This is a genomic window from Flagellimonas oceanensis (assembly GCF_003992595.1).
In the GTDB taxonomy this organism is placed as follows: domain Bacteria; phylum Bacteroidota; class Bacteroidia; order Flavobacteriales; family Flavobacteriaceae; genus Flagellimonas; species Flagellimonas oceanensis.
In genome coordinates this window covers 189,857-213,181 of sequence record NZ_RZNA01000047.1, presented here as the reverse complement: position 1 = coordinate 213,181, position 23,325 = coordinate 189,857, and the positions used below count along the sequence as shown (strand labels likewise).

Annotated in this window: 25 protein-coding genes; 11 read left to right on the top strand and 14 right to left on the bottom strand. The window is 42.8% G+C overall.

Features of this window, described 5'->3' with window-relative positions:
• Positions 1 to 33 precede the first annotated feature (33 nt).
• On the top strand, positions 34 to 1,128 hold the full coding sequence (locus tag EO132_RS14000; protein ID WP_127138460.1) for a Nif3-like dinuclear metal center hexameric protein: 1,095 nt from the start codon (positions 34 to 36) through the stop codon (positions 1,126 to 1,128).
• A 5-nt stretch (positions 1,129 to 1,133) separates the two neighbouring features.
• Positions 1,134 to 1,913: a zinc ribbon domain-containing protein gene (locus EO132_RS13995; protein WP_127138459.1), complete on the top strand. Its 780-nt coding sequence runs from the start codon at positions 1,134 to 1,136 to the stop codon at positions 1,911 to 1,913.
• Positions 1,914 to 2,055: 142 nt separating this feature from the next.
• Here the strand turns inward: EO132_RS13995 and EO132_RS13990 are convergent, their stop codons facing one another.
• Positions 2,056 to 3,399, bottom strand: coding sequence for an FAD-dependent oxidoreductase (locus tag EO132_RS13990; protein WP_127138458.1), 1,344 nt, complete (start codon positions 3,397 to 3,399; stop codon positions 2,056 to 2,058).
• Between the two features lie 141 nt (positions 3,400 to 3,540).
• Here EO132_RS13990 and EO132_RS13985 point away from each other — a divergent pair, with 141 nt between their 5' ends.
• Genes EO132_RS13985 through EO132_RS19475 form a run of 3 tightly spaced genes read left to right on the top strand, consistent with a single transcriptional unit; the run spans position 3,541 to position 6,514 of the window.
• A complete protein-coding gene (locus tag EO132_RS13985) occupies positions 3,541 to 3,690 on the top strand; it encodes a DUF2256 domain-containing protein (protein WP_127138457.1) in 150 nt (49 codons plus the stop codon).
• Positions 3,680 to 4,978 carry a DASH family cryptochrome gene (locus EO132_RS19480; RefSeq protein WP_205780370.1) on the top strand — a complete coding sequence of 433 codons (1,299 nt, stop codon included), beginning with the start codon at positions 3,680 to 3,682 and terminating at the stop codon, positions 4,976 to 4,978. The genes EO132_RS13985 and EO132_RS19480 overlap by 11 nt, the downstream gene beginning before the upstream one ends.
• A 3-nt stretch (positions 4,979 to 4,981) precedes the next feature.
• Positions 4,982 to 6,514 carry a cryptochrome/photolyase family protein gene (locus EO132_RS19475; RefSeq protein WP_205780369.1) on the top strand — a complete coding sequence of 511 codons (1,533 nt, stop codon included), beginning with the start codon at positions 4,982 to 4,984 and terminating at the stop codon, positions 6,512 to 6,514.
• Positions 6,515 to 6,649: 135 nt separating this feature from the next.
• Here the strand turns inward: EO132_RS19475 and EO132_RS13975 are convergent, their stop codons facing one another.
• From EO132_RS13975 to EO132_RS13960, 4 genes are all read right to left on the bottom strand, one after another.
• Entirely contained in the window at positions 6,650 to 7,198 is a 549-nt protein-coding gene (locus EO132_RS13975; protein WP_127138456.1) for a ClpP family protease, read from the bottom strand.
• Positions 7,199 to 7,274: 76 nt separating this feature from the next.
• On the bottom strand, positions 7,275 to 8,102 hold the full coding sequence (locus tag EO132_RS13970; protein ID WP_127138455.1) for a mechanosensitive ion channel family protein: 828 nt from the start codon (positions 8,100 to 8,102) through the stop codon (positions 7,275 to 7,277).
• A gap of 34 nt (positions 8,103 to 8,136) precedes the next feature.
• On the bottom strand, positions 8,137 to 8,328 hold the full coding sequence (locus EO132_RS13965) for a hypothetical protein (RefSeq protein WP_127138454.1): 192 nt from the start codon (positions 8,326 to 8,328) through the stop codon (positions 8,137 to 8,139).
• Positions 8,329 to 8,931 (bottom strand): RNA polymerase sigma factor, encoded by a 603-nt coding sequence (locus EO132_RS13960; RefSeq protein WP_235856481.1) that lies wholly within the window; start codon positions 8,929 to 8,931, stop codon positions 8,329 to 8,331.
• Between the two features lie 113 nt (positions 8,932 to 9,044).
• On the opposite strand from EO132_RS13960, the gene EO132_RS13955 reads away from it, so the two are divergent.
• The 4 genes from EO132_RS13955 (at position 9,045) to EO132_RS13940 (ending at position 12,763) form a co-directional block, all read left to right on the top strand.
• Positions 9,045 to 9,734 (top strand): hypothetical protein, encoded by a 690-nt coding sequence (locus EO132_RS13955; protein ID WP_127138453.1) that lies wholly within the window; start codon positions 9,045 to 9,047, stop codon positions 9,732 to 9,734.
• A gap of 163 nt (positions 9,735 to 9,897) precedes the next feature.
• On the top strand, positions 9,898 to 10,293 hold the full coding sequence (locus tag EO132_RS13950; RefSeq protein ID WP_127138452.1) for a VOC family protein: 396 nt from the start codon (positions 9,898 to 9,900) through the stop codon (positions 10,291 to 10,293).
• A 41-nt stretch (positions 10,294 to 10,334) separates the two neighbouring features.
• Positions 10,335 to 11,099: a DUF6090 family protein gene (locus tag EO132_RS13945; RefSeq protein ID WP_127138451.1), complete on the top strand. Its 765-nt coding sequence runs from the start codon at positions 10,335 to 10,337 to the stop codon at positions 11,097 to 11,099.
• A gap of 119 nt (positions 11,100 to 11,218) precedes the next feature.
• On the top strand, positions 11,219 to 12,763 hold the full coding sequence (locus EO132_RS13940; RefSeq protein WP_127138450.1) for a TlpA family protein disulfide reductase: 1,545 nt from the start codon (positions 11,219 to 11,221) through the stop codon (positions 12,761 to 12,763).
• 30 nt (positions 12,764 to 12,793) lie between these two features.
• Here EO132_RS13940 and EO132_RS13935 read toward each other — a convergent pair whose 3' ends face one another.
• The 3 genes from EO132_RS13935 to EO132_RS13925 are packed head-to-tail and all read right to left on the bottom strand — an operon-like array spanning position 12,794 to position 15,773.
• Positions 12,794 to 13,945 (bottom strand): MFS transporter, encoded by a 1,152-nt coding sequence (locus EO132_RS13935; protein ID WP_127138449.1) that lies wholly within the window; start codon positions 13,943 to 13,945, stop codon positions 12,794 to 12,796.
• 37 nt (positions 13,946 to 13,982) lie between these two features.
• Positions 13,983 to 15,251, bottom strand: coding sequence for a kynureninase (kynU, locus tag EO132_RS13930; RefSeq protein ID WP_127138448.1), 1,269 nt, complete (start codon positions 15,249 to 15,251; stop codon positions 13,983 to 13,985).
• A gap of 57 nt (positions 15,252 to 15,308) precedes the next feature.
• Positions 15,309 to 15,773, bottom strand: coding sequence for a GNAT family N-acetyltransferase (locus EO132_RS13925; RefSeq protein ID WP_127138447.1), 465 nt, complete (start codon positions 15,771 to 15,773; stop codon positions 15,309 to 15,311).
• 65 nt (positions 15,774 to 15,838) lie between these two features.
• Here EO132_RS13925 and EO132_RS13920 point away from each other — a divergent pair, with 65 nt between their 5' ends.
• Complete coding sequence (locus EO132_RS13920) at positions 15,839 to 16,480, top strand: O-methyltransferase (RefSeq protein ID WP_127138446.1); 642 nt, start codon at positions 15,839 to 15,841, stop codon at positions 16,478 to 16,480.
• Here EO132_RS13920 and EO132_RS13915 read toward each other — a convergent pair.
• From EO132_RS13915 to EO132_RS13890, 6 genes are all read right to left on the bottom strand, one after another.
• Positions 16,446 to 17,018: a phosphatase PAP2 family protein gene (locus EO132_RS13915; protein ID WP_127138445.1), complete on the bottom strand. Its 573-nt coding sequence runs from the start codon at positions 17,016 to 17,018 to the stop codon at positions 16,446 to 16,448. The two genes, EO132_RS13920 and EO132_RS13915, sit on opposite strands and share 35 nt — an antisense overlap.
• A gap of 8 nt (positions 17,019 to 17,026) precedes the next feature.
• Positions 17,027 to 17,299 carry a Sec-independent protein translocase subunit TatA/TatB gene (locus EO132_RS13910; protein WP_127138444.1) on the bottom strand — a complete coding sequence of 91 codons (273 nt, stop codon included), beginning with the start codon at positions 17,297 to 17,299 and terminating at the stop codon, positions 17,027 to 17,029.
• Between the two features lie 80 nt (positions 17,300 to 17,379).
• Complete coding sequence (locus tag EO132_RS13905) at positions 17,380 to 19,698, bottom strand: M1 family metallopeptidase (RefSeq protein ID WP_127138443.1); 2,319 nt, start codon at positions 19,696 to 19,698, stop codon at positions 17,380 to 17,382.
• A 60-nt stretch (positions 19,699 to 19,758) separates the two neighbouring features.
• Entirely contained in the window at positions 19,759 to 20,277 is a 519-nt protein-coding gene (locus EO132_RS13900) for a DUF6702 family protein (protein ID WP_127138442.1), read from the bottom strand.
• Between the two features lie 112 nt (positions 20,278 to 20,389).
• Positions 20,390 to 21,199 (bottom strand): carboxypeptidase-like regulatory domain-containing protein, encoded by an 810-nt coding sequence (locus tag EO132_RS13895; RefSeq protein ID WP_127138441.1) that lies wholly within the window; start codon positions 21,197 to 21,199, stop codon positions 20,390 to 20,392.
• Positions 21,196 to 21,936, bottom strand: coding sequence for a carboxypeptidase-like regulatory domain-containing protein (locus EO132_RS13890; protein ID WP_127138440.1), 741 nt, complete (start codon positions 21,934 to 21,936; stop codon positions 21,196 to 21,198). Before EO132_RS13890 ends, EO132_RS13895 begins: the two co-directional genes overlap by 4 nt.
• 213 nt (positions 21,937 to 22,149) lie before the next feature.
• Between EO132_RS13890 and EO132_RS13885 the strand changes: the two genes are divergently transcribed.
• Positions 22,150 to 23,325, top strand: a 1,176-nt coding sequence (locus EO132_RS13885; RefSeq protein ID WP_205780368.1) for a hypothetical protein, incomplete at its 3' end; no start/stop codon positions are given.

Here is a 23,325-nt window from a genome sequence, read left to right as displayed (position 1 = left end):
TATTTTATCTTTAGCCCAATTAACATTTTTAAAATGACCGTTAACGAGATAGCAAAAACGCTGGAGGAATTGGCGCCTTTGGCACATGCCGAGGATTTTGACAACGTGGGCCTGTTGGTGGGCGACCCAAACATGAAGGTAGAAGGTATTCTGGTCACTCTGGACACACTGGAAAACGTAGTGGACGAGGCCATTGCAAAAAAGTGCAATCTGATCGTGAGCTTCCATCCCATCATTTTCAAAGGCTTGAAAAAGTTGACTGGAAGCAACTACGTGGAACGCGTTGTCCTCAAGGCCATTGCCAACAACATTGCCATATATAGCATGCATACCGCATTGGACAACAGTAAAATGGGCGTCAATGCCAAAATCTGTGAGGTCTTGGGGCTCAAAAACCCCGAAATCCTGATTCCAAGGGCAAAGAGCATCAAAAAATTGACCACCTATGCTCCCTGTGCCGATGCGGAAAAGATAAAACTTGCCCTATTCAATGCCGGTGCGGGGGATATTGGAAAGTATAGCAATTGCAGCTACAGTTTGGAAGGCGTGGGAAGTTTCAAGGCGGAAAACGGTGCCAATCCCGCTGTTGGAAAAGTAGGTGAGGTTCATTTTGAAAAAGAGACCATGATCAACGTCATCTACTCCTTTGAGAAGGAAAAATCCATTTTAAAAGCGCTTTTTGATGCCCATCCTTACGAAGAAGTTGCCTATGAAGTGCTCACTCTTGAAAACACCAATCAAGATTTGGGCATGGGGATGATAGGTTACCTTGATGTGGAAATGGATGAAAAAGAGTTTCTGCTCAAGGTCAAGGAACGCATGAGCGCTTCTGTGGTAAGACATTCCCAATTACTGGGCAACAAGGTAAGCAAAGTCGCTGTTTTAGGGGGAAGCGGAGCTTTTTCCATAGGTGCCGCAAAGAAGGCGGGAGCCGATATTCTTGTTACCGCGGACCTAAAATACCACGATTTTTACCAAGCCGAAAACCAACTGGTAGTCGCCGATATTGGGCACTTTGAAACTGAGCAGTTTACAAAAGATTTATTGGTTGATTATCTTACGAAAAAAATTCCTAATTTTGCAGTCTCTTTATCGGAGAGTATAACGAATCCCATCAAGTATTTATAAAATATATGGCGAATAAGAAAGAAAGCACTGTGGAAGACAAGTTGAGAGCATTGTACGATTTACAGCTCATTGATTCCAGAGTGGATGAAATCCGCAATGTTAGAGGCGAATTGCCTTTGGAAGTAGAGGACTTGGAAGACGAAGTTCTTGGTCTTAAAACCAGAATGGACAAATTGAAAACGGATGTTGAGACCATCAACTTTGAGATCACTGCCAAAAAGAATCTCATCGATGAGTCCAAAGCGCTTATCAAAAAATACAGCGAACAACAAAAAAATGTAAGGAACAGCCGCGAGTTCAATTCCTTGAGCAAAGAAGTGGAATTCCAGGAGTTGGAGATTCAATTGGCCGAAAAGAACATCAAAGAATTCAAAGCCCAGATTGAGCAGAAAAAAGAAGTGATTGCACAAACCAAGGAAAAGCTATCCGAGCGTGAAGGTCACTTGAAGCACAAGAAAGGTGAGCTGGACGCTATTCTTGCAGAAACCGAAAAAGAGGAAAAAGCCCTTTTGAAAAAATCTGAAGAGTACGAAGACAAAATCGAAGAGCGATTGGTCAAAGCGTACAAAAGAATCCGCCACAATGTGAAAAACGGTTTGGCTGTGGTTCCTGTTGAACGTGGAGCCTCGGGTGGATCGTTCTTTACCATTCCACCACAGGTGCAGGTAGAGATTGCATCCCGAAAAAAAATCATTACCGATGAGCACAGTGGGAGAATTTTGGTAGATCCACTTTTGGCCGAAGAAGAGCAAGAAAGAATGGAAAAGCTTTTTGCCAAGCTTTAAATCCAACATCTATTAAGAAATAAAAGCCACCTCAAAAGGTGGCTTTTCTGTTTTTATGCTATGTCGTCATTCCTTAGGAATACTATTTCTATTTTAAGATGTCTCGACTACGCTCTACATAACAATAGACATTTTAATTTTACTATTCTAAAAGTGAGAGAAACCTATCTTCCACTTCCTGCGACTCCCAATTTTCTTCAATATTAGGCATTTGCATCACTTGTTGCATAATCTCTTCTTGCCTATCACCAATCGCCAATGCTTCAGAATAGGGTCTATCCGAAAAAGTAACACGGCTATACACGGGCACCCATTTTTCTGGGTGCTTCTGCGCAAAATGTTTTTCAATCTTCTTTTGCAACAGAAATTTTGGGTCAGCTGTTTTACTGCTCATTTCCACAAAGTTCCTGTAGCTCAGCTCTGCAATGGCATCGGCATTTGGTTTTCGTTCCTCTTGGTATTCGGAAAAAATAGTATCCCAATCATCCCCATGCTTTTCCATAAGTTGATTGAGCACGTAGATATCCTCAAAACCGGCGTTCATGCCCTGTCCATAAAAGGGCACTATGGCATGGGCCGAATCCCCAACTAGGGCCACCTTGTTCCAGTAGGTCCATGGATAGCACTTCATAGTCACCATGGCACTGGTAGGATTGGTAAAAAAGTCCTTGGTCAAATCCTCGATTTCCTTGCGAACGTTCGGGAAATACTTTTTGAAAAATTCCTTGGCATCATCCACAGTTTTTAGGCTCTCAAAAGAAATTTCTCCTTCGAAAGGCAAAAACAAGGTACAGGTAAAGCTGCCATCAATATTGGGCATGGCAATGAGCATAAACTCTCCGCGCGGCCATATATGGAATGAGTTTTTGTCCAACTTGTGGGTACCATCATCGTTGGCGGGAATGGTAAGCTCCTTATACCCCACATCGATAAAATTCTGTGAGTAATTGAACCTACTACGGCGTTGCATTTTATGGCGAACCCTGGAAAAAGCCCCATCACAGCCGAAAATCAAATCATATCCATATTCCTTCCACTCACTTTTTTCCGTTTCCCCCGTGTAGATTTTGGCTTCTGGCAAATTCACGTCCCAGACTTTCTCATTGAATCGGAACGTAGCTCCTTCTTCCTCTGCGAGATCAATCATCCGTTTGTTGAGGACACCTCGGGATATGGACCAAATGGCTTCCCCATCTTTTCCATATTTTTGGAAATACATGGGTTTATCATTCACATGCATGGCGCGCTTATCCAATGGAATCGCAATGTCCTTTATTTTATCCCCAATGCCAACCTCATCGAGGGAGCGCCATCCCCTATTGCTCATGGCCAAGTTAATGGACCTTCCCGAAAACTTGATGGTCCTGATGTCCGGTCTCCTATCAAAAACGGTAACGGTATGCCCAATTCTTCGAAGATATATTGCTAATAGAGAACCCACCAATCCGGAACCGATGATGGCTATGTTTTTTGGAGTCTGCGCCATAATTGCCCAATGGGCGAAATTCTGATTAAAGCTGTAAAAATAAGCATTTTGCCCGGTAAACTGTTCTGATTATTCGGTTTCACTTAACCCGATTCAATTTTTGTTTAATTTTTTATTACTTTTATTAAACAATAAATCATATTGGCGCACAAGAAACCGCATTTACCCACGAAAACATGTCCAGTTTGTGAAAGACCCTTTGCTTGGCGAAAAAAATGGGCCAAGGATTGGGAACAGGTCATTTATTGTAGTGAACGGTGCAGAAAAAACAAAAACAAGCATGAAGACTAGTCTTATTTGGTTTGGAAATAATCTCCGCGTCCATGACAACGAGGCCTTACATAAGGCTGCACAGGCCGACCGTATGATTGCCGTATATTTCTTTGATCCAAGACAATTTCAGATAAACGCTTATGGTTTCAAAAAAACGGAACGGTTTAGGGCCAAGTTTTTATTGGAGTCTGTTCATCAGCTTAAAAAGAATTTAGAAAAACTCAACGTTACCTTGCTCGTCCATCATGGGAAACCAGAAGTCAAGGTTCCCGAATTGGTGGAACGCTACAAGATTGATAGCGTCTATCTTCAAAACGAGTGGACTTCAGAGGAACATGATGTGATTCAACATGTTCAAAATCGTTTACCTAAGACCGTATCGTTCCATAAAACATTCGACCAGTTCCTTTTTCACCCCGAAGACATTCCTTTCGATTCCTATGCTCAGATTCCACAAGTATTTACGGTTTTCCGAAAAAAATGCGAAAAGCATGTTCAGGCAAGGCCGTGTTATGAAAAACCAAAGGTTTTCCCTACAGATAATCGAGTGGAGTCCCAGTCAAATACCCCTAGCTTGGAAGACCTTGGTTTTTCCCAGTTCGAAACGGACCATAGAACGGCCTTTCCATTTGAAGGAGGGGAGGACAAAGCTTTGGAACGAATGCAACATTATTTTTGGGACACCAAAAAACTGGGCTATTATAAAAAAACGAGGAATGGACTTGTAGGCATCGATTACAGCTCTAAATTCTCACCTTGGTTGGCCAATGGCAGTATTTCCGCACGTACGATTTATTGGGAAGTAAAACGTTTTGAAAAGGAGATCAAGAAAAATCAGGATACCTACTGGTTGATTTTTGAACTGATTTGGAGAGATTACTTCAAATATGTTTCCCTGAAGCATGGCAACCAAATCTTTAAAATTGATGGCATTCTTCAAAAGGAGTATGATTGGCACACGAACAAGGCGGCCAAAGAAGATTGGATTAATGGTAAAACAGCTGATGATTTTGTCAATGCCAATATGATAGAGCTTAAAAAGACAGGCTGGATGAGCAATCGCGGCCGACAGAACGTAGCAAGTTACTGGTCCAAACACCTGAAACAGGATTGGCGCATCGGGGCCTCTTATTTTGAAGCCATGCTCATTGACTACGATGTGCACAGTAATTGGGGCAATTGGATGTACAATAGCGGCGTGGGCAACGACCCAAGGAACAGGACCTTCAACACCAAGAGTCAAGCAGAGCGGTATGACCCGAACAAAAAATTCCAGAGCCTTTGGCTCCAACCCACCTTATTCTAATTCATGAAAACACTTAGACTTATTCTTGGAGATCAGCTAAATGTATCCCATAGTTGGTTAGACCAAGTAGATGATGACCATATATACCTGATGGCCGAGATGCGACAGGAAACGGACTATGTAAAACATCATATCCAAAAGGTCGTGGGATTCTTCCAATCCATGCGGAATTTCTCAAATACCCTTCAAGATGAGGGACACCATGTTGAATATTTTAAAATTGGGGACCAAAACAATCCACAAAACCTACCCGACCTTATAGAGCAAGCCATATCCAATCACAAGATTGAAAAATTTGAATACCAATTGCCCGATGAATATCGATTGGACCAACAGCTCCAAGAAATTTGCGAATCCACGTCCATCCCCTCCGAGGCTTTTGATACGGAACACTTTTACACTAACCGGGATGAGCTGGAAAATCATTTTGAGGGCAAGAAACAACTATTGATGGAAAGTTTCTATCGGATGATGCGGAAAAAGCACGATATACTGATGGAAAACGATCAACCCGAAGGTGGAAAATGGAACTTTGACCAGAGCAATCGAAAAAAATGGGACGGCTCTCCCAGCATTCCAAAGGAACTTTCATTTGATACCGATGTTACCGAACTACTGGAAGAAATCAAAAGCGCGAAAATAAATACCTTTGGAAATATTGATTCCAAAAACTTTCCTTGGCCCACCTCCCACCAAGAATGCAAGGAGCTTTTGGATTTTTTCTGCTCAAGGCTGTTAGTCTGTTTCGGCGATTATCAGGATGCTTTGCATACCCAAGAAAAATTCTTGTTCCACTCCCGTTTGTCCTTCGCCATGAACAGTAAAATGCTTTCACCCAAGGAAGTTATCGACACCGTAGTTGATTTTTATCATGAGCATAGAGACGATATCGATATTTCACAAGTGGAGGGGTTTATTCGTCAGATTTTGGGTTGGCGCGAATACATGCGTGGCGTGTATTGGAAAGAAATGCCAGACTACGCCAAATTGAACAAACTGGAGAACCACAACCCCCTGCCCGATTTCTTCTGGACGGGAAAGACGAAAATGAACTGCCTGCACCAAGCCATTTCGCAAAGTTTGGACGATGCATATGCACATCACATTCAGCGCTTGATGATCATCGGCAACTATGCCCTGCTTACCCAAGTGGACCCCGCAGAAGTGGATGCATGGTATTTGGGCGTATACATTGACGCCATAGAATGGGTGGAGATTACCAATACCAGAGGCATGAGCCAATTTGCGGATGGAGGCCTGGTAGCCACCAAACCCTATGTGAGCAGCGCCAATTACATCAATAAAATGGGAAATTATTGTAAGGAATGCTCCTATAGTCATACTGTTAGGTCGGGAGAGAACTCGTGTCCGTTCAATTCGCTGTACTGGAACTTTTTGGAGGAAAAAAAAGCACACTTCAAGAACAACCAACGGATGTCGATGATGATGAGCTTATTGGAGAAGAAAAGCAAGGAAGAGTTGAACGAAATACAAGAAAGAGCGCACAAAATCATAGAACACTCCGATGAATTTTGATTTTATGCATTCTTTGAAATCCGATAGCTGGTCTGCTCTCGTATATCTATTAGAATATTCCGCTACGGCGTCTATATATAAAAAGTCCTTCACAATACGTTGCGAAGGACTTTTCACTTTTAAAGGAGTCTTGTCTTATTTCAAGATTTCATCCACGATTCCGTATTCCACGGATTCTTCGGCGCTCATCCAGTAATCACGATCAAAATCCTTCATCACTTTGTCATAATCCTGTCCGCAATTCTCTGAAAGAATTTTGGCTCCCAATTCCTTGGTCTTGATGATTTCCCTAGCCTGGATTTCTATATTGGACGCCTGTCCCCTAGCTCCACCACTTGGTTGATGGATCATGACACGGGCGTGCGGCTGAATGAATCTTCTGCCCTTTTCCCCTACCGACAACAGAATGGACCCCATAGAAGCGGCCAAACCGGAACATACCGTGGAGACCGGGCTTTTTATCTGTTTAATGGTATCGTAAATAGCAAAACCGGAGGTTACATACCCTCCTGGGCTATTGATAATCAATTGAATCTCTTTATTGTTCAACATATCCAAATACAGCAACCTGTCGATTACGTGCTTTGCAGAATCATCGTCTACTTGGCCCCACAAAAACACTTTGCGGTCTTCTAACAGTTTTTCTTGGATCAATTCCTGAACCTTTCCTTTTTTTGAACTCATTTTTTACGTGTTGTAAGACTTCAAAAATAATCAAATTCCAAGGAAGTTACCGCACTTGTTTTTCACAATACACCCATTATGATTTTATCTGCACTTTTTGAGAGACCACATCCTTGATCGGAATCACAAATTTGCCGTCTTCGGTTTCCAGTGTAAGACTGTTGTTATCGATGGCCTTGATGGTTCCTTCATCGTTGCCAATTATGATTTTATCCCCTACCACATAGGTTTTCCGGGTATAAAACGCCCTTAGGATATCCGCGACAATTTCACGAGACCCCAAACCAACACCCAAGGCGAATGCCAAGAGGAAAGAACCTAAAATCAAGGTAATGTTGTTGGTTATGATCGTGGTATCCACTCCTGCTTGGTTCAATGCGGTAATGGACATAAAAATGACAATCACGTAGAAAAACAGGTTGCTCACAATATTGGAACCTCCAAATTCCAGCGAATCGAACAATCGCTTAACGGTCTTCTTCACAAAGTTTCCAATGTAGAACCCAAGCATCAATAGTGCCAATGCACTAAAGAATCGTGGAAGGTAATGCAAGAGGTTACCGATTTCCTTGGAAATGATCTTCCAATCCAAAATATCGGCGGCCACAATCAAAAAGACCAAAATCAAAAACCATCTAACAAAGCCCAATATCACTTTAATGACATCCACATTTAGATCGCCCTTGCCGGTCACATCCATGCCATTGATCTTATCGTTGAGCATATCCACTTTGGCCAGCTTCAGGATTTTCTTGAGGAGGAAGAGCACGATTTTGATGACGATCCAACCTAAGATTAAAATAACGATAGCCCCCAAGATTTTGGGAAAGGCCAATGCCATCTCTTTGCCCATGCCTGATAGGGACTCCAGGGTCACATTTTTCCATTCATTAATAGTCTCCATAGTTGTTGTTTATTTATAGTGTTCTGTTAGTTGATTAGTTATTGTCTCCCAGAGTTCTGAACAGCTTGCGCAAAGCACTTCCCAAATTGATCGAGAACAATGAAGCCATGTCCATGATCAACTTTGCCGCGGCAATGTCATTCATGACTTTTTGCTTCATTTCAGGTGGAGCCTCATGCAGGGAAGCCTCCAACTCTTTGAATGGGTTTTTGTGTTTCTTTGCCATCTATTCCAGGGTATTGTAGATTTCCAATAGTCTTTCTTTCGCTCTTTTGAGCCGCATTTTCACTGCACTCTCCCCTAGTTCCATTAAAGTTACAAGTTCTTTGATGCTGGCCCCATCTTGGTACTTGAGCAACAAAATGGACTTCTCTTCGGGGGATATCTGTTCCAATGCCTTTTTGAGCTTGTCCGCTTTCATCTCATACAAACTCTCATCGGGCACTTCTTCGGTAAGCTTATGTTCGGAATTCTCAACCTGAACGGACTTGTCCCGTATTTTTCGTTGTTTGTTCCGGTTTACATAATTCACACAAAAATTATAGGTAAATGAATACAGCCAAGTAGAAAACTTCGATTTCCCCTTAAAGGTCCGAAGCTTGATAAATAGTTGGAGGAACACATCCTGAGTCAAATCCTCCGCCTCGTCCTCGGATTTTGCAAATCCGTAGCATTTGTTGTACACCAATTTTGCATAACGGTCATACAACTTCCCAAAGAGCATAGGGTCGTTGTCCGCCACAATCTGTTTCACCAATTCCTCATCAGAAAGTTGTACGTATAAGTCTTCCTTTTCCAAAAACGCTTTGTCGGGGTTACTTACAAGTATTAGAAACAAGTTTTTTAAAAAAGTCACTCCAGAAACAGATTTATTTGGTCAGGCTTTTTAAAATGGGGCGCAAAATAAGAGATTTTCCTAGTATATTTGGTTAAAAACCAGACATGAAGACCAATTACCTCGTTACAATACTCGCTTTCCTATTTTTTGTCGCCTGTAAAACGGAACCAAAAAAAAACAAAGAAAGCGCCGAACCTACCGAAATTGAAAAATCCGTTCCAGAACGAATAGCGGAAGCGCACGGTTTTGACCATTGGTCAGATGTAAAGGAAATCACTTTCACCTTTAATGTGGACAGGGATTCCATGCATTTTGAGCGCAGCTGGGACTGGGAAACCAAGAGCAATACCGTTACGGCCATTTCCGGGCCCGACACCCTTACGTACAACCGAAACTCCATGGATAGCATTGCCATGAAAACCAATAGTGGTTTTATCAATGACAGATATTGGTTGATGGCCCCTTTTAATTTGATGTGGGACTCCAACAATTACACCTACGAACATACCGAAGAAGCTACGGCGCCCATTAGCGAAGAGCCCATGCAGAAACTCACTATTGTATATGCCAACGAAGGCGGTTATACCCCAGGCGATGCGTATGACTTTTATTTCAAGGATGATTACATAATCCGGGAGTGGGCTTATCGCAAATCCAACCAACAAGAGCCCAATTTGGTCTCCACTTGGGAAGATTATATAGAGATGGAAGGTTTACAACTGGCCAAGCAACACAACCGACCTGATGGCGGCACCAGTCTTTACTTTACCGGGCTTACCGTAAGCAAGGAGTAACTGCTCAATTCGAGTTGGCATCTCTTGCAAGAAGATTTACAAAATTCCCCTAAACACATAAATAAGACGATGTGATGCATCGGTAATATTTCTATTTTGAATGCAACGATGTAGAATGTGTCACCATAAATGAAGTAGGTCAGGATGTAAAAAACCACAAACTATGAAAGTAACACTCATCAGCATTCCCGTTCGAGACCAAGAAAAGGCGATGCGGTTTTACACTGAGAAATTGGGCTTTGCAAAGAAGAAAGATGAACCTTTGGGTGGTGGAAACAGATGGTTGACCTTGGTATCAAAAGATCGGGAAGATGGACCAGAGATATTATTGGAACCTGCCCCCAACCATTTTGAGCCCTCCAAGGTATATCAAGATGCACTGATGGAAGCCGGCATTCCATGGACGCAATTTGACGTTGAAGATATAGACTCCGAATACGAACGTTTGACCCAGCTCGGTGTGGAGTTCATCGTGAAACCCACGATATCGGGAAATGTAACATATGCAATCCTCAACGATACTTGTGGAAATTATATTCAATTGGTTCAGGAACTTTAAAAACACTACTACATAAATTGGCTATCATACTGCCCTAACCCATGGCAACATTCCTTAGAAAAATCAGGCGGCGGCTTATCGCCGAAAACAGAATCGGAAAGTATATTCCCTATGCGATTGGAGAGATTATTTTGGTGGTTATCGGAATTTTGATTGCGCTTCAAATCAATAATATGAATGAAGCCAGCAAAACAGACAAGCTGGAATACGAAGCCCTACAAAACTTAAAAACCGATTTTGAATCCAATAAAACGGCTTTACAGGAAATCATTCAGAAAAATACCAAAAACATAGAAAGCAGTATTAAAATCCTAGAGCATACTGGAGATAAGTACAATGGTAAATTTTTGCTGGACAGTTTATTGATTGCTGCCGTAAGTGCCCCATCCTATAATGCCCAAAACGGTTTTTTAAACGATTTGACCAACTCTGGAAGTTTGGGGATTTTGAAAAACGGCCAGTTAAGGAGCAAACTATCCTCTTGGGCGCCAACCTTGGAACGATTGGCCATTCGAGAAAAATATCAAGAGGGTAGCGAATACAACCTAATCGACTTTATTACCAAAAATGGAAGCTGGTTACATGTAGACAATTATAATTTGCCCAATTCATCATCATCCTTAGCAATTCCAAAATCAGGTTTTGAAGTATCCAACAACGATATGCTTTCCTCCTTGGAGTTTGAAAACCTTGTCGAGAACAATGTCATTTACTTCAATTCCACACTTAAAGTACAAAATCAATGTCTGAAATTAATTGATGACATCCTGACTTTAATAGATACGGAACTGGCCAAGGGTGATTGAGTTTTCATAAACCAATGATGGATGTCATCAAAATTTGGTGCAATAGTCAATTTTATTCCATTAAAAGGTAAAAGGCTGATTAAATATTACCAACCTCAAGAATTTGAAAAAGATAAAGAATGAAACCACTTAAACACATACTCCCTTTCATCATCCTCATCATTTCATTCTCCTGTAAAAATGAAGTTCCTGCACCCAAGAAATCAAAACCAAATCAGATAGTGCTGATTAGCGTAAATGCACCAAAAACGTACATGCATTTAATGAAGCAGGACAGTGTCGGTAAAATAGTAAAAGACAGTTCGGGAGTAAAGGCTTTCTACCAAAACAATGGTTTTACATACTTGGACCATATGGACAATGTACAAACTTGGCTTCCAAAACCCAATGTACACGATACATTGGCAATAGAATGCCATAACGACTATCTTGAATTATCCACTAATGATTTCTTTACACGTATCAAGAAAAGTTTTCTGGTAAAAAATGGGGACACCATCATATTTGATTTTGAGAACAATATTCCCAGAGCTAAAATCACAAACCGAAATGTTAATGATGTTGAATTAAATTACAATGGTTTTAGGCTAAAGAAGCTATTTGACAACAAATACACTAGTCACTTCTTGATCTTTGGCAACTTAACTATTTCTGGGGTAGAAAATTATGAGAAAAATTCCATTGAATACTATCTACAGGCAAACAAGGACTTCGAGAAAGAAATTGACCTTTTGGATTCTTTAAAAAACAACAACATCATTTCCCCTATAAACTACCATTATCGTATTGACGCCTTGAACATGTTAATGGAAAAACATAAAAACCTTAAAAACATAAAAAATTGGTTAGCACGTCAAAAGTCTTTGGAAAATAAGGAAACCATCGAGCAAGAACATGGGTTTGATCTATCCAAAACGGACTCTTTAATGAAGTTTTCCTTCTTCAGGGATTATTTAATCCAAATTTCAAAATATGATTTGGATATGATCGAAGAAAACAATGGGAATTCAGGAGCATTTTATATTGATTCACGAATAAGGTTCGACTCGATCTTGCTTGACAAAAGATTCAACCGTACTGCAAAGAACTATCTATTGTTTGACGCATACCATGGTATAGGCAACAATTTTAAGGTCAAGGACAAAAAACGCTATTTCCAAAAATTACAAGAGAACACCACCAATTTGGAGAAGCTGAACCAAGTGGTCAAAGCATATAAAATTGATTTCAGCAAATCGGACAAATTGGTTTTGACCACTTTGGAAAATGATACACTAACACTTTCCGAGGTTTTAAAAGACAATAAAGGGAAGTGGCTTTATATCGATTTCTGGGCCAGTTGGTGCAAACCTTGCCGTGAAACAATGCCGGAGTCCAAAATTCTGAAATCCGAACTGGAAAAGGAAAATATCGAGTTTGTGTATTTGAGTGTGAACGATAAAAAAGAGAATTGGAAAAAAGCGATAGCACACCACGAAATCTCGGATAGTCAAAACTATTTTATAGAAAACGGAAACACCTCTAAGGTTATGGAAGATTTGGGAATCAACACAATTCCACATTATTTGATTTACAATGATGAAGGAAAATTAGTCAATGGTTATGCAAATCGACCTGGTCAAGGGGCAAAAGCACAGTTGGAAGAATTAATGGCCAATCAATAAAATCGTATTCCATTAAAAAATAACCGTATCCTAACTGTTTTTTCTCCTACGTAAGAAAAACGTAATTCCAAAAACCAAGAGGGCCATGCACAACAACAAGATAAAACTATAGTTCAGCGAAGCACTCTCGGCTATAAACCCAAGGATTACAGGACCCAGTAAAAACCCCATATATCCTGCTCCCGCGATAAAGGCAACTCCTTGTGACGAATCCACTCCCTTTACATTGCCCCCTATTCGGAACAATTCGGGCACGATCACGGAAAAGCCAAGACCGTTTAGGGCAAACCCAACGATGGACCATGCTGTTTGCTGCGTCAACACGAGAACAAAACCAACGGCAGCAATCAACGCGCCAAGTCCCACTATTCGAATGGGGCCAATTTTGGCACTTATACCATCCCCTAGGAAGCGCCCCAAAGTCATGGTTGTGGAAAATGCCAAAAATCCAGCTCCGATCAACATTTCAGGGGCCATGGTCATTTCCTTTAGGAAAAGAGAACTCCAATCAACAATAGCTCCTTCGGCACCAAAGGACACAAAGCCGATAATGCCCAAAAGCAACAAGGGCTTGAACAATTTGAGGCTAAAGGGCTCCTTTTCCACAGGTGCTGCCACAACATGGACGTAATGCTTCTTCAGAAAAAAATTGATGATGAATACCAAAACCACCGTTATCCCCATGTGCAACACCGGGTTTCCAATGACGGGAATCAAGAAGCTTCCCAGTCCTACCAAAATACCGCCCAAACTAAAAAAGCCATGGGCCGCGGACATGAAGTTTTGCTTGTCCTCCTTTTCAATCTCCGTTACCAAGGTATTTATGGCAATATCGATAAAGCCATTGCTGGCGCCAAAAAGATACAAGGCCGCCATCAACAGATAGTAATTAGGCGCCATAAGCGGCAACATGGCCGTTACGGAGGCAAATATCACACCATACCAAGAGGCTCTCCCCACCCCAAGTTTATTGATGACCTTGGAGGCTATGGGAAAAATAGTGAAAACCCCTAAGGACAAACAAAAAAGGGCTATCCCCAAATCAGCCTTATTGATGTCCAGTTTTTCCTTTACGGTGGGGATATAAATCGCCCAGGTACCAAACCAAATATTGATACTGGTAAAGACCCATGCCACTCCAAAATACCTTGGATTGGACAAAATAAGCCAGAGGGATTTCATTGAATGGTCGTGTTTAGTCGGTTCATTTTAGTGGTGCCTATTTGTTCTGTATTCCCCCCTTCAAAATTTGCCCAAAGCGGTACATATCCTCGTACGAACAATATAGGGGTGCTGGGGCCAATCGGATAACGTTGGGCTCCCGCCAATCGGTAATCACACCGTTTTTCATTAAATAATCAAAGATGGCCTTGCCCTCTCCATGCAAAAACACGGACAGTTGGCACCCTCTAGCCTCGGGGGTAATGATCTCAAATGTACTGTCCACCTCCCTATCGATTTCGTGCAACACAAACTCCAAATAGGACACAATGGTCTTTTGTTTTTCGATCAGGGCATCCATACCCACCTCATCAAATATCTCCAAGGAAGCCAAATAAGGCGCAATGGACAATATGGGGGGATTGCTCAATTGCCATGCATCGGCACTTTCAATGGGGTCAAATTCAGGTTGCATTAAAAATCGGGTCTCTTTTTTAGTGCCCCACCAGCCTTCAAAACGGGGAATGTCTTCTTTCCCCAAATGTCTTTCGTGCACAAAGATGCCCGACGCATTCCCTGGGCCACTGTTCATGTATTTGTAACTGCACCAAGCGGCGAAATCAGCACCCCAATCGTGCAGGTTCAGTTTGATGTTTCCTGCACCGTGGGCCAAATCCCAACCCACAAAGGCACCAGCATCCTTACCTGCCTTGGTAATGGCTTCCATGTCCAGCACTTGTCCATTGTAATAGTTAACGCCACCCATCAGCACAAGGGCCAGCTCATCCCCTACCTCATTGATTTTTTGAATGATGTCTTCCGTGCGCCATGCATGTTCACCATCCCGTTTTTTTACCTCAACTATGGCATCTTTAGGATTCAATCCGTGATAGCGCACCTGACTTTGCAGCATATATTGATCGGACGGAAATGCTTTTTCCTCACAGAGGATCTTGAAACGCTTTTCAGTAGGTCGGTAAAAGGACACCATCAACAAATGAAGATTGACCGTTAGTGTGTTCATCACTGAAATTTCCTTGGGCTTGGCCCCTACCACTTTGCTCAATCCTTCGGCAAGTCTTTCGTGGTAGTCCCACCAGGGTTTTTCGGCATAAAAATGACCTTCTACAGCCAGTTCCCGCCAATCCTTCATGACATCGTCCACGAATTTTTGTGTCCGTTTGGGTTGAAGACCGAGGGAATTCCCCGTGAAATAGATCACATCTTTCCCATTGACCTGTGGGTAGTGGAATTCGTTTCTATAGGAGGCCAATCCATCGGAAGCATCAAGCTTTTTGGCAAATTCAAGCGTATTCTCGAACGTCATTCTATTTTGGTTTTCATCAAAAATACGATTTGTGGAAGTAATGTGATGAAAAGAAAATCATTCCAAGCGCATTTCGATGATGTGCTTCTTAAAACCCACTTTTTCATAGGCCTTGATGGCTGGAAGGTTTTCATTGTACACGGTCAATCTGATTTCTTTGTAACCTTCTTGCAGAGACCATCGTTTGAGTTCATCAACGATTTGGGCATTGATGCCCATCCCACGATAATCCTCATCGGTATACATAAAACCGAGATAGGCATACAAATCATGATTTAGATAATGTCTGGCCTTTTTGGGAATGGCATAGCCTGAAGCGACTATCTTATGGTCTGCCTCCGCGACCACCACATGGGATTTTGGGTCTTGGATCATTTCTTCAATGTCGTAATAGCTGATGGCTCCTTCTTTTATGGTGACATCAAACGGACGTTCTGCATTTATGAGTCCCTGTTCAAAATGCAGTAGCACCGGTAGGTCTTCCAGTGTTGCCGTTCGTATGTTTACCTTTGGTAATGTCATGGGCAGTTTTGGTTTGTCTACTGTTCCAATGTAGTTCTTTTCTATATTTTTGCGAAAAATATATCATGCATTTCCTATCGCCCATTTTGGAGAGTTATATTGCCAACAGTTCTGAGGATGAACCGGAACTGTTGCAGGAACTTACCCGAGAAACGCACTTAAAGGTCATTCAACCCCGAATGATCACAGGGCATTTTCAGGGCAGGGTATTGAGCATGTTGTCCAAGATCATCAACCCCAAATACATTTTGGAGATCGGCACCTACACAGGTTATTCAGCCTTGTGTTTGGCCGAAGGGCTTCAAAACGAAGGGGAACTGCATACCATTGAGGTAAACGAGGAACTCCAGGAGATGCAACGAAGGTATTTTGACAAAAGTGGGTGGGGCCCTCAAATCAAACAGCATATCGGGGATGCCCTGGATATTGTTCCAAGCCTGAACCAGACCTTCGACCTTGTTTTCATTGATGCGCAAAAGGTAAACTACGATGCTTATTTTGAAGCTGTGATCAAGAAAACCAAACCGGGCAGCATCATTCTTTCCGACAATGTTCTTTGGTCGGGAAAGGTGGTGGAACCTGTACAAAAATCCGACAAGGCTACAGCTGCACTGTTGAAATACAATCAAAAACTAAAGGAAGACCCTAGGGTGGAAACGGTGTTATTACCCATCAGGGACGGGCTAACGTTGAGTAGGGTGCTATAAAACGCTGATAGAGCCCATAGAAAAGCCATCCTGACAGCAAGCCCACCACCATACCCACAAGAATATCAATTGGGAAGTGAACCCCCACATAAATGCGGCTCAAGGCAAATAGGATGGGCCAGATGAAAAACAAAATTGCCCATTTCACTTTGTGCCTTAAGAAAAGGAACACCAACATGGTTATGGAAAACGAACTGGAAGCGTGTCCGGAGAAAAAACTATAGTCCGTTGGGGTCTTCAGGATTCGGATAAGGGTATTGATCTCCTCCGTGTTATTTGGCCTTAACCTGGCCACCGAAATTTTTGTGACATGCGTGACCAGGGTAATGAAAACCGCCAACCCCAGAACGGTCAAAAATTTATAGAGGGCCTCTTTTCTTGAAAACTTGAGGTAAAATAAAATCAGGAAGAGAATAAAAAGGGGAATCCAAGTGTTGAAATTGGTCACAGTGGACCAAAACACATCATAGTCCTCAATGCCCAGCCCATTGAGATAAACAAAGGTGTCTCTATCCCATTTGAGCAGTTTTTCCAACATAGGTGGGATTACTTATTTAGATCTCTTTTGATGGAACCTGAGACCTCGTCCACATTCTTTTTCACATCGTCGATTTCCTTACGGATATTCTTGGTAAAGTCGGTGTCGACGTCGGCGGTCTTCTGGATTTCACGTTTAATGTCATCCGTGGCGTCTTTAAGTTGACGCATTCCTTTGCCGAGCCCCCGGGCGATTCCGGGAATCTTATCCGCACCGAACACCATCACCACTATGAATAGGATGAAAAAAATCTCAGCTCCGCTAATGAATAGAAATTGCATGCCACAAATATAATCAGAACTTAGGTTCAAAATAAAAAAAGCCCCGTGAAATCACGAGGCTCTTAACATAGTTTTTTCTTTTATTGGTCTCCTTTGACATTTTCCTTGAACTTATCAAAGTCTGACTTCTCTTCTTTCTTGGGCCAAGAGTTGTTGGTGGTATCAACATCGGCAGTTTCCATTTTTGGATCTACCACGATTCCAACCAATTCCTTCTCGGTAGCCATCACTCTTTTTACCTCAGCGTCATTCTTTCTCCAAATTTCAGGAGGGTAGGTAACGCTCTCGGTGGTACCATCTGCGTAGGTGTACTCCACAATCAATGGCATTGGGATGCCTCCCGGTTTATCAAAAGTGATTTCATAGAAATACTTGGGCTCTTTAACCTGGGCTCTTTCAGCTTCGGTCATATTGTCCATCATAAACTCCTTAAGGTTTTGGGAGGTCTCGGTTGGTGCTTTCCCTTTCAACTCAGGTGAAAAGTCCTCGCTTTCTTCTTCTGCCAAATACACCAATGGTGGAAGATCATCCTCTGTAAGGTTCCTATCGGCCATGTATTTTTCCATTTGCTTGGTGGGCTTGTTGGATACATAGTATTTCTTAACACCGGAAACACCTATATCCACATAATCGGTAGTATAGAACCAACTTCTCCAGAACCAGTCCAAATCCACTGCAGATGCATCTTCCATGGTACGGAAGAAATCCTCTGGGGTTGGGTGCTTGAACATCCAACGTTGTGCATAGGTTTGGAACGCATGATCGAACAATTCCTCGCCCATTACCGTTTCCCTTAGAATGTTTAGGGCTGTTGCTGGTTTTGCATAAGCGTTTGGCCCTAGCTGGTACACGTTTTCAGGGTTTGACATGATAGGGGAAATATAACTTTGATCTCCTCCCATGTATGGAACTATTTGTGAAGGCGCCCCTCTTCTGGATGGGTAACTCTCATTTGGAGCGATCACCTCTGGGTAGTTTTTCCCGAAGTCCTGCTCTGCCAAATATTGAACAAAAGTATTGATCCCTTCGTCCATCCATCCCCACTGACGCTCATCGGAGTTCACGATCATTGGGAAGAAGTTGTGACCTACTTCGTGGATGATCACACTGATCATTCCGTACTTCACTCTATCGGAGTAAGTACCATCCTCGTTAGGACGACCGTAGTTCCAGCAAATCATTGGATACTCCATACCTTGGTTCTTCGCGTGAACGGAAATGGCCTTGTGGTATGGGTAATCAAATGTATGTCTTGAGTATGTTTCCAAGGTCTGCGCCACGGCTTTGGTGGACTGCTCTTCCCAAAGTGGGTTACCCTCTTTGGGATATAGTGATACCGCCATAACGTCTTTGCTTCCGATTTTCACGGCTTGCATGTCCCAGATGAACTTTCTGGAGGTAGCGAATGCATAATCCCTAACGTTGGTCGCCTTGAACTTCCAAGTTTTGGTATCCGTAGAGAAACCTTTTTCAGCAGCTTCCGCTTCTTCTTGTGTTACAATGATCACTGGCTTGTCATACGACTTCTTAGCCTGCTTGTAACGTTTCATCATATCTTTGGAGAATACGTCATCACGGTTCTGAAGTTCGCCTGTTGCATCCAATACGTGATCCGCAGGAACGGTAATGCTCACATCGTAGTTACCAAATGGCAATGCGAACTCACCACTTCCCCAGAACTGATGGTTTTGCCATCCTTCCACATCGCTGTAGACGGCCATTCTTGGGAAGAACTGTGCAATTACATAGGCACGGTTCCCATCTTCAGGGAAATATTCAAATCCAGAACGCGCTCTGTTGACGGTATGATCAGGAATGTTGTACCACCACTTGATCGAGAAAGAGATTTTCTCTCCACTTTTCAATGCTTCTGGGATATTGACACGCATCATGGTTTGATTGATGGTGTAGGACAATGGTTTTCCGCTATCATCCTTAACCGATTCAATGTTGAAACCACCATCAAACGGCTCTGTCATGTAAGACTCGGCAAAATTACCGGCTGTATAAGCGATATTCACACCGCTTCCATTGCGAAGTGGCGACTTGGAATCCTTGGCTCGGACATTTTGATCCAATTGTATCCAAAGGAACTCTAGATCATCCGGTGAATTGTTATGGTAAGTAATGGTTTCCTCACCATTGATTTTTGCATTTTTATCATCCAGGTGAATGTCCATTACATAGTCCGCCTGTTGCTGATAATAATCTGGACCGGGTGCTCCGGAAGCGGACCGGTATGTGTTGGGGGTGGAAAACTCTTCGTAGAGTTGTTTGAATTTACTCTGGTTGTAGTGACCAGGCTCACGTTCTTCTTTTACATCGCCCTCTTCTTGCGCCATGACAACGGCTCCAAAAAGGAACAATACAGAAGCTAAGCAATACTTGAATCTGTTCATTTTCTATCTGGTTTTATAGCTTTGAAATGTAACACATTTTAACCAATTGTTAAGAATACGTCACAAATTTAACATTCCTTTATTATTCTCCCGAATGAGGACAAAACTCCTTTTGTTATCCTCCCATTTTACATGCACCACATTCTTCTGTTCATCGAACAAATCCATGAGCACCTCGTTCTGGACGGACATGCTTTTTACTTCGGACAATTCAACGTTGGGGATTTCAAGATAACAAATGACCACGTCCTTATCGTAGCGTTTTCCCAAAAAGGTATAGGGCACTATCTCCCCATCAAGTTCGACCACAAATTTTGACCTGAAATATTTCCCGATATACTCATCGGCAATTTTGGACTCCTTCGGGGTGGCCAGGTTGGCTTCGACACCATAGCGCTCATTGAGGAGCCTATCAAGGTCATCTATAAAAATACGGCTGGTTATCTGGAATGCACTATCGTCTTCGGAGTATACGATATTGGTAACGCTAAGGTAGAATTTATGGGCGGATGAGAACGACAAAAACAACAGCATTGCCAAAGGCAAGACCAGTAGTTTGACTCTTTTTAGCTTCATCATGTAGAAATAGACTTTAATTGTGCGACAATGTTACAGTTTTAAGAAACCTTCTGCAATTTACCTGCCAAACTATTTTGGTTTTTTAGACACAGCCACTCTAACTCCTAAAAAATCAATCCAAATCGTTGTTTTCCCGATAAGCCCTGCTTTTTTGAAGCATGATATCCCATATCCTAAGCTTATCCTGCGATTCCACTGCAGCCTGAAAAGCTTCGTCCACTTCACAGAAATACATAAAGTCATCTATTTTCTGCATGGGTATTTTAAGTGTGGACACGAACAGCGAATCGGTGTAAAAACCCTGTATCTGCCGGGTTTGGGCATACGTTTTGTCGACCTCCACCCTTTTTTTCAACATTTTGGTACGTCCTGTAATGGCATTGATGATGGGATTGAGGCTCATTCCTCCACCTGCTCCGCCCAAACCTCCCCCGGCCGTAACGCTCATGGATGAGGCTTCTTGCAACTTTCGCTCGCTTTGCGTTGGGATACGCTGATGGGCATTGGGCAGGTTCAATGCCTCTGCGCTCACATCTTTTTCCAAAGTCACACGATCTATATCCCTGGTAAGGTCACCCGTTAAATTATAGGGACTCACAACAACTTCCCGTAGCTGATTCACAAATTCCTGCATGGGCACTTCCACAAAGTTGGATCGGTACAGTGCCTGGGTAACGGGGAGGGATTTCCTCAAAAAATGCACTGCGGAAAACACCAAGGTGTCCTTTACTCGAACCCGTATCGAAAAATTGCCTTCCAAATCGGTAATCACGGCATCCCTTGTGGTCGTATTCTGGACCACGACCCCTACAACGTCCTTATCCGTGCTGCTTACCCTACCTTGCAATAGTTTGCTTTCGCCCTCTTGGGCAAAAGTCCATTGGGTGGCAAAAACAACCAGTGCGAACAGGCATTTTCTCATTCCTCATCCAAAGTTGCCAAATACTCCTTGCTCTGTGTCACCAGAAAATCAATCAACTGAAATTCGTTTTCCTTTCTCAACAAGGTCTGGGAAGGTATTTTGTCATCGCAGTACAATAGAAAAGCGTCTATTTTGTCCTGCGGCAATCGTAGATCCACCACAAAAAACTCATCGTCGTACACATGTCGGAGCACTTCGCTCACTTTTAACGGGGCCCGTTGTTGCCCATTGACTTCTTGCGATTTGAACAATGCCTTGAAAATATTCACAAAGTTGACTCCATTCTTCATGCCCCGGGTAATCTGGGAATTGGCCACATTCTCCACTTCGGTACCTCTATCTATGGCGTAATCGAACTGCTTGAAATCCTCATTCTTCACTTCGAGGAACCGCTCTTGGTTTTCGGGGGTCACCACTACCTCATCCAGTTCCTGCACTTTTTCATTAACCTCCACCACCAAACGGTTGTTGGCCAATATTTCCGAGGAAACGGTAATGACCTCCAGTTGGTAGTTGATCGCGGTAAACACCAATTGATCACCTTCCTTCACTGCTATCATGAATTCCCCGTTATCGTCGGTTATGGTAGCTTGGCCGCTAGTGGAATTGATAACGTTCTCATTGGGAACATTCGAATTTCGGTAAAGCACCTTTCCCCGTAGCATCTGGCGCGAATCCTGTGCCAGGGACCAGCCCGATACCAATAAAGAGAACAATATCAAAAAAGCATTTTTCATTTCTGTGTTTTTATTACAAGTTAAAGAAAACTCTTGGAGACGGGATAAAAAATTAAGCCGTTCTAAACTTTTGTTAATTCTACTTCTACAAATATACCAAAGCGAATTCCATTCACCCGTGAATTGCGTGTTTTGACGGTATTTCTTATGAATTTTCAAACTTAAGTTTAGCTTTGCTTTTTACGTTTGGAAAATCCTCAAATACTGAACACCGTGAAAACTTCAATACTCTACTTGATCATGGGCCTACTTGTGATCAACTCGCTGAACGCACAGGTTAAAATCGGCGATAACCCGCAGAATCTGGACCCAGCCTCCCTATTGGAATTGCAAAGCAACAATCGCGTTTTGGTCATTACCCGGGTAACGGACGCCCAAATGGGCAGCATCAACCCGCTGCAGGGTGCTTTGGTGTACAATACGGATCAAGAATGTTTGCATTACTACGACGGTACGGAATGGATCAATATCTGCGAAGAGCTGGACAATTCGTTCACGGTAAGTACCCGGCCGGATTATTTCAGTACCATCAATCCAGCACAATCAAAAGACAGCACCGTTGTGATTTCACAAACCGTGAATGCCGACGGCAGTATCAATTACAATTATGAGGTAGGACTTATTAGAGGAGCCAATATCGTCAACACCACCATAAATGGGGATTCCAAACTCCAAGATGAATCGGTCACCAATCGTAAATTGGCGGATGAAGCCGTTGCGCTGGATAATCTTGAAGGTGCCAACAATGCCGGCGACCTTTTTATGTATACCGGCAGTGCATGGAACTACGTGAACCGCTCCGATCTTCTGAACACACAGCTGGACAGTATTGTGGGGAATGAGGTGGTAGGACCGTCTGATACTACATTGGAACGTTTTGGAAATGGTGTTATAGGCGACCCCTATACGTTGGATGTTTCCGAAGGTGGAATCACAGATTATGAGATTGCTACGGATGCAGTGACTACCGATGAAATATTGAACCAAACCATTCTTGAGGAAGATATTGCGGATGATGCCGTGACCAATGCAAAGATGGCCGACAACTCGGTGGGAACCGATGAGATTATTGATGACAGCGTTGGTGTCGACGAAATAAACAGCAACATTGCAGGTGACGGACTTGTACAGAACGCCAGTGGGGCACTTGATGTCGACGTTGCATCCCTCACAGGGGACGGGGACATAATATCAACGGGATTGGACGTGACAGGCGGGGCCAACTCGGCTTTCAACGATGTGACAATCGAGATAGCGGCAGGTGCTGTGGGAAGCAGTGAACTTGCCGCCGATGCGGTAACGACCGATAAAATCGCAACCGGTGCTGTGGAATCAACAGACATAGCCGCAGATGCAGTGAACGCCGCAACCATAAACCTAGATGTGGCA